Here is a 10,726-nt window from a genome sequence, read left to right on the forward strand (position 1 = left end):
GCCAAAGAAGGGGACAACGCGCGGTGCGCAAACTGGGTTCGCGGTACGTGCTGCACGAGATACTCGGGCAGGGTACGACCGGCCAGGTCTGGCGGGGCGCCGCCGTCTCGGACGGTGCTCCCGTGGCCATCAAGGTGCTGCGCCCCGAGCTCGCCGACGATCCCGAGATCGTGGAGCGCTTCCTGCGTGAATGGGACCTTCTGATCGACCTCGACAGCCCGGATCTCGTCGCCGTACGCGATCTGGTGAACGAACCCGACGTGCTCGCCATAGTCATGGATCTGGTTGACGGTCCCGACCTGCGGACCCATCTGCGCGAGTTCGGGCCTCGACCGGTGGAGGAGGCGGTCCGGCTCGTCGTCGGCACCCTGTGGGCGCTCGACAGCGTGCACGCCGCCGGCGTCGTCCACCGGGACGTCAAACCCGAGAACATACTCATCGACACTTCCGATCCGGCTCATCCGATCGTGCGCCTGACCGACTTCGGGATCGCCCAGATGATCAATGGCTCGTCCCGGACCAGCGTCACTGGACCGATCGGGACCCCGCTCTACATGGCCCCCGAGCTGAGCACGGGCGCGCCACCGACCCCGGCAGCGGACGTGTACTCGGCGGGAGTCGTGCTGTACGAGCTTCTCGCGGGTTCGCCGCCGTTCGACTCCCCCAACCCGGCCGAGCTCCTGCAGGCGCACCGCGAAAAACAGCCCCAGCCCATCCAGGGTGTGCCTGCGCCGGTGTGGGGTGTGCTGGCCGGAATGCTCGCCAAGTCCCCGAGGGGGCGGCCCGTGAGCGCCGCCGACGCGGCCGAAGACCTGGTCGAGGCGCTCGAGGCCAGCCGTTGGGGGGGCGGCTACGCGTCCAGGCCAGGCAGCCATGCCGACCATGACAACCGAATCCAGCTTTCCGCACTCGCCGGCGCGTCCGCGGCCCGGAGCGCGGATCATTCCCCCACCACGGGAACGCAGCGCGTGGTGCGCTCCGCCGCCGTGGCCGCGGCGGGGGGCGCGGGATGCGTGGTCGGGGCGGGCGGCGCAGCCGCCTGGTCCGACCTGGAGCACACGCAGATCGCGGGAAGTCCGCTGACCACCGCCACGCAGGCCGGTGGCACGCAGGCCGGTGGACGGGAGGGCGGTGTCGAGCGCACCCGGATGGCCCCGGCCACCGGCGGCCGGGGAGGGTGGGACGGTGACGCCCCGACCGGCATGCAGCCGGCGCTGCGGGTCCCGGCCCGCTCCGACGCCCCGGCCGCGGACACGAACACAGTCATGTCGGCGATCCCGGCGAACCACCAACCCGGCCCCCCGATCGGTGGGGCCGGGCCCGCCTCGCGGGCGGCTGCCGACCGGCGGCGGCGTAGCCGGATTGCGGCGGGTGCGGGCCTTGTCGTCGCCCTCGTCGCCGGTGCCGGCGGCTGGGCGCTCGCCTCCAGCGGGGGCACCGGCGCGGAACTGAGCGCGGACGGTCCCGGCGGGGTGTCCGCCGCGGCGGCCTCGGGCGGTTCCGGCTTCGGAACCAGCGGAGCCGCTCCGGGCATGGCCGTTGGGGTCAACCCGACGAGCCTCTCCGGGGGCGGGACGACCCCGCGGCCCAGTGCGAAGGGATCTCCCTCCCCCGGCGCCGGCACGGCGCCTGCGGCCAGCCCCACGGGGGCCACGCCGACGAACAGCCCGACGGCACGGAGCAGCCCGTCCCCGTCACCCACCGACGACGGCACGGCGACCGTTCCCAACACCGAGGGCAGCTCGTTCACCACGGCGGAGAACACCCTGAAATCGGCGGGCTTCACGAACCTCAGTAAGGCCTTCGGGTGCTACGGCGCCGGTGCGGTCGACACCGTCGCGCACCAGTCCCCGAAGTCCGGAAAGATTGCCAAAACAGCCACGATTAACCTGCAGGTCGAGGATTGCGCGCAGGTACCCGGCGTCATCGGAATGACCGAGTCGGACGCCAAGTGGCAGCTCACCCTCGCCGGTTTCACCTCCACCGCGGTCAACGGGTCATGCACCAACAGCGAGACCAGCAAGGTGTCGGCATACTCCCCCACCGGACAGCGTCCACGCCATTCCACGACGGTGACGTTGACCCTGGCCTGCACCAAGCCCCCAGCGTCCGCCCCGGCCCCGACCCCCACATCGACATCGACATCGACGGCCAAGACCTGAACGCCTGACCATTGGGCCGCCGTCTGGGCAGGTCCCGGCGCCTTCCCGGCACGGGGATCAGCCCGGCACGGGGAACGGTCTTCCCGCCCCGCTCAGCCGAAACGGTCCATGGGCAACGAGCGGATGTCGTCCCGGGAACCAGCGAGTGGCCCGCCGGTAAGCCGTGGCTTACCCGGCTCCTCGTCAACCCGGATACTGCGCGGCAGGGGCATCGGAACCGGCAGTTCCGCCTCAGGCTCCGGCGCGAGCGCCGCCAGGCTGGTCGCCGCCCACAGGTCCACCTCGACGATGATCTCGCCATTCTCCGAGGACATCCGCAGCCGTCCCCCGTGTACCTCGACGAGGCGTCGCACGACATAGAGCCCCATGCCGGCCCCGTCCGTGGGGCGGGTCGCCGTGCTGTCCCGCTGGGTGAACGGTTCGAAGAGCTGGCGGATGGTGTCGGGGTCGAGATCGGGCCCGGGGTTGCGGACGCGCAGGACGACCTCGTCGCCCACCCGGCCGGCGATGAGCCGTACCGGCGCTCCCGGCCAGGAGTGCACCAGGGCGTTGTCGACGAGGTTCGCGACCACCTGGATGAGGGCCTGCCGGGCCATCCGCACCGGCAGCTGTGGCGGAAGATCCACCGTCACGCTGCTCGGCGACCCGGCGTACGAGAGCGTGGCGAGCACGTGCCGGACGACCTCCGGCAGATCGGCGATGGTGGTCTCGTCCGTGCCGGTGGCCGTGGCGGCCGTGAGCATGTTCTCCAGCAGACGGGAGAGGCGATCGGAGTAGTTCACCGCCGCATCGAGCAGATCGTCGAGCTGGGCGTCCGAGAGCCGGTGGCGACGGCGCTTGATGGTCAGCAGGTTTCCGCGGATACCGGTCAGTGGCGTGCGGAACTCGTGCGACACCGTCGCAACCAGGTCGCTGCGGATCCTGTCGGTCTCCTCCAACCGGGCCATCAGGCTCTGCTGACCCTCGTAGAGCTGCTGCCGGTAGTGCTCCACCCGGCGGCGGGACTGCTCGTTGTAATGCCAGAAGACCATCTGTGCGCAGGCAAGGGCGAAGATGAAGCCGGCATGCAGGCCGGCCACCAGCCAGGCGTTGTCCAGCAACTCCCCGTCGGCCGAGATGATGTTGCCGATCGCCAGATTGGCGACGAACACGAAGGCGATCGCCAGCAGGTAGACGGTCCACGCCTCGTAGAGCGCGATCAATGCGACGACCACGAAGAAGTGGAAGTACATCGGGGTGAGGCCGCCCGAGAGATGGACGAGGACGACCGAACAGCACAGCAGCCCGAGGCTGGCGGCCAGGGCACGGACCCGACGGCGGCCGGGCACCACCGCAGAGGCGAACAGCAGCGCCGGCAGACTGGCCGCCAGAAAGCCGTGCACGAGGCTCAGGTCGCGCCAGATCGCGTAACAGACGATGACCGGCGGGTGCATCGCCAGCACCAGGCACATCAACGTGTGACGGGCCGTCCAGTCCTCGATGGGCAGACCGCGGCCCTGGGGAAGCAGCGAGGTGACGCGCCGGGCAACTCCCGGCAGGACGTCCACCTGCTCCGGTGCCGATCCCGGCGGACGCAGCCGACCAGCATGGCGGGCGGCGCGCCCCACATGCGCACTACCATGCCGACGCCGTGCGCGTTCGGGTGTCGATGGACTGACGGTGGACATCCGCGCAAGTTTGTACCGATCCGGTGCTGGAGCACCATGGTTGTCAAGGGTGGTGTCGCATGGCGACAGTGCCCAGGTTTGACTAGGCCATCTGCACCACCTGGTACCGGGCTCAACGGAGCATGGCGCGGACCTCGCTCTCCCCGCCAGGCTGTGGTCCGCGGGGTGGCCCCGAGACGGCCCCCCATGGAGGAGGACACCGTGCCCTCAGTGGCCCTGACAGCCTCGACCGCTTCCGCGATCGCCCCGTCGACCGCGGGTCGGATCGGCCCGCCGCAGCCGGGTGCCGCCGACGATCCCGCGCTGACCGCCGTCATGGCCCGAGCCGCGCGCCCCCAGCTGCGCCTGGTGGCCTCGACCCCGGACACCGAGATCGAAGTGGTCCACGGCCGCGGAGGCCCGGCGTCCTGCGGCTGCCGCGCGTGCACGATGGCCCGCCACCCCGCGGCCATGCTGCGGTTCGAGGTTGTGCGGTAGGCCCGGATCGCGCCCGACATAACGATGGCCCCCCGGGAGAGAAACCCGGGGGCCATCGATGGTCTTGGTGCGAGGGCGTATCTCTCACCCTCTGCGAAGAATCAAAGACGAAATCACTGTGTAGCCCCGACCGGATTCGAACCGGCGCTACCGCCTTGAGAGGGCGGCGTCCTGGGCCGCTAGACGACGGGGCCAAGACTCTGGTTCTTACTTACGCGCTTACGCGCGCGTCACACTATACAGTATAGCGGCCAGTTTCAACCAAGCGGTAGATCTGGTGCAGCTGGGGTACCAGGACTCGAACCTAGACTAACGGAGCCAGAATCCGTTGGGCTGCCAATTACCCCATACCCCATGGGCCCTGTCCGGGCGCTGCCTACTGTACCGCATGCAGAGGGCACATCAGCGCGCCGGGGTGCCGATGTACGCCGGTCATCCCCGTCACGTCCCGTGGCTGGGGCATCGGGAACGACCGGCAGCCACCCGATCCACGGCCACCCGGCGGAGGATCGCACCGCGGGCGCTAGCGAGCCGTCACCGGGTTGGTGAGGGTCCCGATGCCCTCGACTGTCACCGCCACCGTCTGCCCCGGTGACATCGGCCCCACGCCCGCGGGCGTTCCGGTCAGCAGCACGTCGCCGGGTAGCAGCGTCATGGCCGACGACAGGTAGGCGATCAACGAGGGGACGTCGCGCAGCAGCAGGCCGGTTCGGGAGCTCTGGCGCAGTTCGCCGTCCAGGGTGGTGCGGATGGGCAGATCCGCCGGGTCGAGATCCGTCTCGATCCAGGGACCGAGGGGGCAGAAGGCGTCATGGCCCTTGGCCCGGGTCCACTGGCCGTCCGCCTTCTGCTGATCGCGAGCGGTCACGTCATTGGCGCAGGTGTAGCCGAGCACCACCTCGAAGGCCCGTTCCACCGGGACGTCACGGCACAGCCGGCCGATGACGATCGCCAACTCGCCCTCGAAGTCGACCCGCTCGCTGTCCGACGGAAGGATGATCGGATCGCCCGGCCCGGCGACACTGGTGGAGGGCTTGAGGAAGAGAATCGGACGCTGCGGCGGGGTGTCACCGCCCATCTCCTGGACATGGTCGGCATAGTTCCTGCCCACGCATAGCACCTTGCTCGGCAGTACGGGAGCGAGCAGCCGCACGTCGCCGAGCCCCCGGCGGACGCCGGTGAAGGAGAACGGACCGAACGGATGCGGGGTGATGCCGCAGATCACGGCCGTACCCGCCTCGATCGACCCCTCCACAATCCCGAACCCAGGCTCCGAACCATCGGTAAACCTCGCGATACGCATCCCCAAACCGTACCGAGCCCGCGGAAGGCGCTGACACGACCGGCCGGTGGGCGGCCCCGCCACGCCGCGGGTATGACTTGTATGACCGACATGACCACGGCCGGGGCCTGATCAGGTTCGCCAGAACGGTGACGAGTGACCGAGAATCAGGCCAGAATCCGCGCCTGGTCCACCGCCTGGTCCACCAGCGGATGGCGGCCACCCGGTCCCGCTGTCCTGTACTGACCAGAGCCGACGCGGACGGCCGACATCACCGCGGAGCTACCCGGCAAGCTACCCGGCAGAGGACCGGCAGAAGAGAGGAAAGGAAGACGGTGAGCGAGACCGACACCACCCCCGTCTACGACGTCGGCGCACCCGAGCCGAAGCCGATCGACGAGGAGCTGAGCGTCAAACTGGGCCACCTGGCCGAAGACGCGATCCTGCGGGGTAAACCCAACGGCGACGAGCGGTGCGACAACTGCCTGTACTACCTGGACACCGACAAGGACATCGCCTACTGCTGGCACCCGAAGCTGCGCGTTCTGGTCGGCGGCGACTGGTGGTGCCAGTGGTGGGAGGAGATCCCGCAGGACTGACCGCACGTAGCCGGCGGACCGGCCCGCGGCGGCGGGCTGCTCCGCGGGCGATACGCCGGGCCACACCCCCCGAGCGCGGCCCGCCCGGGGGTGTGGCCCGGCGTCAGGGCGCGACCGGGTCCGGGCTCTCCCCCTGCCGCCGCAGTCCGTAGTCGACGGCGTCCTCCAGAGCCGCCCAGGAGGCGGCGATGATGTTCTCGTCCACGCCGATCGTGTCCCAGCGCTCGCGGCCGTCGCTGGTTCCCAGCAGGACCCGGGTCACCGCGCCGGTCCCCTGCTTGCCGTCGAGGATCCGAACCTTGTAGTCCACCAGGTCCAGATCGGCCAACCCCGGATACGCCTTCTCCAGCGCGTTGCGCAGTGCCGTGTCGAGAGCGTTGACCGGTCCGTTCCCCTCCGCCGTCGCGACGTGGCGTTCGCCGTGCGAGGTGAGCTTCACCGTCGCTTCGCTGGCCACCTCGCCGCCCGGACGCTGCTCGACGATGACGCGCCAGGATTCGAGGGTGTAGAACTGCTGCCGGCCGGTTACCTCGTCGCGCAGCAGGAGTTCGAAGGAGGCCTCCGCGGCCTCGTAGACGTATCCGGCAGCCTCCCGCTCCTTGACCAGGTCCACCACCCGTCCGAGCGCCTCACGCTGGTTCGACAGGTCGAGGCCGAGCTCACGGCCCTTCAGTTCGATGGTCGCCCGACCGGCGAGTTCCGAGACCAGCATCCTCATGTCACTGCCCACGACCGCCGGGTCGATGTGCTGGTACAGGTCCGGATCGACCTTGACGGCACTGGCGTGCAGGCCGGCCTTGTGCGCGAAGGCGCTGGCCCCGACGTAAGGCCGGTGCGGGTCGGGCACGGAGTTGGTGACCTCGTCGATCGCGTGAGAGACCCGGACGAGCTCACGCAGCCGCCCGGGCGGCAGCACGGCCCGGTCCAACTTGGTCTCCAGGCCCGCGATGACGCTCAGCAGGTTGGCGTTCCCGCACCGCTCGCCGTAGCCGTTTGCGGTGCCCTGCACGTGGGTGACGCCGGCCTCCACCGCCACCAGGGTGTTCGCGACCGCGCAGTCGGCGTCGTCGTGGCAGTGGATACCGAGCCGGGCGCCGGTTGCGGCGAGAACATCGGCAACGACCGCGCCGATCCGCGTCGGGAGCATGCCGCCGTTCGTGTCGCACAGCACGACGACCTCGGCACCGGCCTCGGCCGCAACGGAGACGACCTCAAGAGCGTAGTCGGGATGCACCCGATGGCCGTCGAAGAAGTGCTCGGCATCGACGAACACCCGCTTTCCCTCCGCGCGCAGATGCGCGACGGTGTCCCGGATCATCGCGAGGTTCTCGGCCGGGGTGGTGCGCAGGGCACGTTCGACATGGCGCAGATCCGACTTGGCGACCAGGCAGACCACCGAGGTCCCCGCGTCCCGAAGCGCCGCCACCTGGGGATCGTCCGCGGCGGCGCGGCCCGCCCGCCGGGTGGCCCCGAAGGCGGTCAGCACGGCGGTCGTCAGGTTCAGTTCGCCGCGCGCCCGGGTGAAGAACTCCGCGTCCTTCGGGTTCGATCCCGGCCAGCCGCCCTCGATGAAACCGACGCCGAGATCGTCCAGGTGACGGGCCACCGCGAGTTTGTCGCCGACCGAGAGCGACAGCCCCTCCTGCTGGGTACCGTCCCGCAATGTCGTGTCATAAACGTGCAGGGAATCGGGATCGTATGGCCGCAAGGGGCGCCCCTCCGCAAGGATCTTGGTTCGTTCCGCCCCGGCCAAGCCGAGCGGTCCGGACAACCTCCGGCACGCCGAACCGAGCAGAGTTCGGGAACCTGGGGCCGCCACGCGCCCGGTCCCAGGGGTCAGCGACCGAAGCGCGCGACGGAGACGGGTTCGCCGCCGGGTGACAAGCCTACGATGTAACAGGCCCGACATGTGACGGATGTGGCGTGCGCCATAGCGGAGGATCTCAGTCCCCCGCGAACCGACGTAGCCGGTCGACCTGCAGGATCGTGATGGTCTGACCTTCCGAGAGAATCCAGGTCCTCCGCTCGAACTCGCGCAACGCCTGGTTCACCGACTGGCGGGAACCGCCGAGCAGCGAGGCGATCTCGGTCTGTGTGAGGCCGAGTTCGATCACTGGACGCCCTGCCTCCCGCATCCGCAGCAGGAGCAACTTGGCCACGCGTCGCGGCAGATCGAGGAAGACGAGGTCGGCATTCGCTCCGGTGAGGCGTCGCACGTGCGCCACCAGTGCTCGGATGAGCTGCTCGGCGACGGCCGGTCGTTCCCGCACGAGTTCCCACACCGCGGTGCGGTCGAGAACCAGCGCGGTACTCGGTTCGAGCGCCTCGACGCCGGCGGACCGGGTCCCCCCTTCGACGATGTTGAGTTCTCCCAGGGTTTCCCGTGGCCCGACAATGTTCAAAACGTGATCACGGCCGTCATCGGCCTTCGTGAGCACCTTCAACCGTCCGGAGGCGACCACCAGAAGGGTGTCGGCGGGTTCGCCTTCCGTGAAGACAACCTGTCCACGCCGGAAACGTCGCGTGACGGCTCGCGTGGCGAGCCGCAACAGGTCCTCCTCCTGCAGTTCCTTCAGCAGCGTGGTCGCTCGGAGCAGGGCGACCGCCTCGTTGTCGTGCATGCGGTGACCGTAGCGCCGTCCGCCTGCCTCATGTTCCCCAACTACCCCGGACGACGGGATCGGATTCGGCGGCAGACCGCAAGCATTCCCGGCGTACGACACAGCCGACATCATACCGTAACATGCTGGCTACTCCAGCAACGTACCACGTCGCGCATGGAGAGGATTCCGGCTACGCCACCACCCGAGGTAACGATGAGGTGCCGAAAACCACCTCGCAGCATCGCGGCAGCCGCCTCGTCCAAGGACCACTCCGGATCCGCGAAGACGACATCGCGGGTGAGATGGTCACCCGCGATCTCGACATCCGGATCCTGAGCCGCAGCGATCGACCGCAGAACGTCCCGTTCGGTCAGGATCCCGTAGCCCTCGCTGTCCGCATCGTGGACGACCGCGGCACCGACCTTGCGCGCCGCCATCAGCCTCGCCGCCTGGCGAAGCGTGTGCCCCGGGCCGATCATGAGAACAAGGGAGCTCATACCCTCCGAAACCCGCACGACGCCCTCCCGACGCTTGTGCATTCGTGAAAACTGCTACTCGCGACGGTAGGCCCTGCCTGCCGTGTTGACCAGAGCGCACGACGCTTCGGCATGGGCATTATGTGAGCCCGGCCACGCGGGGCCGGGCTCACGGCCCTGGCCGGGACGCGGGGGAACGTGGAACGCCCGCGACGACGCCGGCCACGGCGTTATTGCTGGACGAACTCGTTCCACTCCTGGTATCGGTCCAGTTCCCCTCGGGTCGCGCGGTGGAAGATCTCCAGCAGCTCCCGGGTGACGGGGCCCGGCTTCCCGCTCCCGACCTGCCGGTCGTCCACCTCGACGATCGGCACGATCTCGGCCGCCGTGCCGGTGAAGAACGCCTCGTCAGCCAGATAGAGGTCGGTGCGCACGATGTGCTGCTCGATCACCTCGTACCCCTGGTCGGCGGCGATCCTCATGATCGAGGCGCGGGTGATGCCACCGAGCGGACCGTCCGTGAGGAGCGGAGTGATGACCTTGCGTCCGGAGACGATGAAGACGTTTTCCCCGGTGCCGTCGGCTATGTGGCCGTTGGGGCTGGTCAGAATTGCCTCGTCGTAACCGGCCTTGACCGCCGCGACCTTCGCCAGGGACGAGTTGAGGTACTGCCCGGACGCCTTGGCCGCCGGCGGCGTGATGTTCGGGTCGTTCCGCTTCCAGGAGGAGATCATCGCGCGGGCGCCATTCTCCTCCGCCTCCTCGCCAAGGTAGGCACCCCACGGCCACACCGCGATCATGACCTCGACAGGAGAGGGCAACGGATTGAGCCCCATCTCACCGTAACCGAGGTAGATCAGCGGCCGGATGTAGCAGGAGGCGATGTCGTTCACCGCGATGGTCTCCTTCGTCGCCGCGACGACCTGCTCCGGCGTGAAGGACGGCTCCATCACATAAATCTTGGCACTGCGGTAGAGACGGGCGATGTGGTCCGTCAGCCGGAACACGGCGGGCCCCTGGGCCGTCTCGTAGCAGCGGATGCCTTCGAACACACCCCACCCGTAGTGCAGGGTCGGGTTGAGCACGTGGATGCGGGCGTCGTCCCAGTCGACGAACTCTCCACTCATCCAGATCTTCGAGGTTGGGGTGATAGGCACGGCGACTCCAGGCCAAAGTGCGACGAAGCGAACAGGAGATGACGAATCCGCCGATCTTCGCCGTGGTGGGGCCCTGTCGGCTGCCGTCTTACCGGATCTACGGCTCCCGTAGAGAATAACCACGACGCACCTGGACCGGAAGGGCCCCGAGGCGATCAACCATCCGGCCTCCACCGGCGGCGTGGCGGGGTGACGAGAAGACCGGCATGACGAGAACTCAGCCCGCAGCCCGCGCGGCGAGGTCCTCGCCACGTTCCCGTGTCGACGGCTGGGCCGCTCCCGCGGCGGCACGATCCGCCAGGG

Annotated in this window: 9 protein-coding genes and 2 tRNA genes; 3 read left to right on the top strand and 8 right to left on the bottom strand. The window is 69.1% G+C overall.

Annotated elements, in window-relative coordinates:
• Positions 1–2,162: protein kinase domain-containing protein (locus AC08ON_RS00560; protein WP_476616276.1), on the top strand; the 2,162-nt coding region annotated here is incomplete at its 5' end.
• A 92-nt stretch (positions 2,163–2,254) separates the two neighbouring features.
• On the opposite strand, the gene AC08ON_RS00565 is transcribed toward AC08ON_RS00560, so the two are convergent.
• Entirely contained in the window at positions 2,255–3,829 is a 1,575-nt protein-coding gene (locus AC08ON_RS00565) for a sensor histidine kinase (protein WP_476606005.1), read from the bottom strand.
• A 201-nt stretch (positions 3,830–4,030) separates the two neighbouring features.
• On the opposite strand from AC08ON_RS00565, the gene AC08ON_RS00570 reads away from it, so the two are divergent.
• Positions 4,031–4,306, top strand: coding sequence for a hypothetical protein (locus AC08ON_RS00570; RefSeq protein ID WP_476606004.1), 276 nt, complete (start codon positions 4,031–4,033; stop codon positions 4,304–4,306).
• Between the two features lie 121 nt (positions 4,307–4,427).
• On the opposite strand, the gene AC08ON_RS00575 is transcribed toward AC08ON_RS00570, so the two are convergent.
• The 3 genes from AC08ON_RS00575 to AC08ON_RS00585 form a co-directional block, all read right to left on the bottom strand.
• Positions 4,428–4,500 (bottom strand) — tRNA-Glu (locus tag AC08ON_RS00575).
• 89 nt (positions 4,501–4,589) lie between these two features.
• Positions 4,590–4,661: transfer RNA gene (locus AC08ON_RS00580), tRNA-Gln, on the bottom strand.
• A gap of 168 nt (positions 4,662–4,829) precedes the next feature.
• Complete coding sequence (locus AC08ON_RS00585; protein ID WP_476606003.1) at positions 4,830–5,609, bottom strand: fumarylacetoacetate hydrolase family protein; 780 nt, start codon at positions 5,607–5,609, stop codon at positions 4,830–4,832.
• Positions 5,610–5,923: 314 nt separating this feature from the next.
• On the opposite strand from AC08ON_RS00585, the gene AC08ON_RS00590 reads away from it, so the two are divergent.
• On the top strand, positions 5,924–6,187 hold the full coding sequence (locus AC08ON_RS00590) for a hypothetical protein (RefSeq protein ID WP_011438003.1): 264 nt from the start codon (positions 5,924–5,926) through the stop codon (positions 6,185–6,187).
• A gap of 103 nt (positions 6,188–6,290) precedes the next feature.
• Here AC08ON_RS00590 and cimA read toward each other — a convergent pair whose 3' ends face one another.
• The 4 genes from cimA to ilvE all read right to left on the bottom strand — a co-directional run bounded on the left by cimA (position 6,291) and on the right by ilvE (position 10,423).
• Positions 6,291–7,895, bottom strand: coding sequence for a citramalate synthase (gene cimA / locus AC08ON_RS00595; protein WP_476606002.1), 1,605 nt, complete (start codon positions 7,893–7,895; stop codon positions 6,291–6,293).
• Positions 7,896–8,130: 235 nt separating this feature from the next.
• On the bottom strand, positions 8,131–8,808 hold the full coding sequence (locus AC08ON_RS00600) for a Crp/Fnr family transcriptional regulator (protein ID WP_035731281.1): 678 nt from the start codon (positions 8,806–8,808) through the stop codon (positions 8,131–8,133).
• 110 nt (positions 8,809–8,918) lie between these two features.
• Complete coding sequence (locus AC08ON_RS00605; protein WP_476606001.1) at positions 8,919–9,305, bottom strand: CBS domain-containing protein; 387 nt, start codon at positions 9,303–9,305, stop codon at positions 8,919–8,921.
• Positions 9,306–9,496: 191 nt separating this feature from the next.
• Positions 9,497–10,423: a branched-chain-amino-acid transaminase gene (ilvE, locus tag AC08ON_RS00610; protein ID WP_476606000.1), complete on the bottom strand. Its 927-nt coding sequence runs from the start codon at positions 10,421–10,423 to the stop codon at positions 9,497–9,499.
• Between the last annotated feature and the right edge of the window lie 303 nt (positions 10,424–10,726).

This window comes from Frankia sp. CoWAU3 (assembly GCF_977971855.1).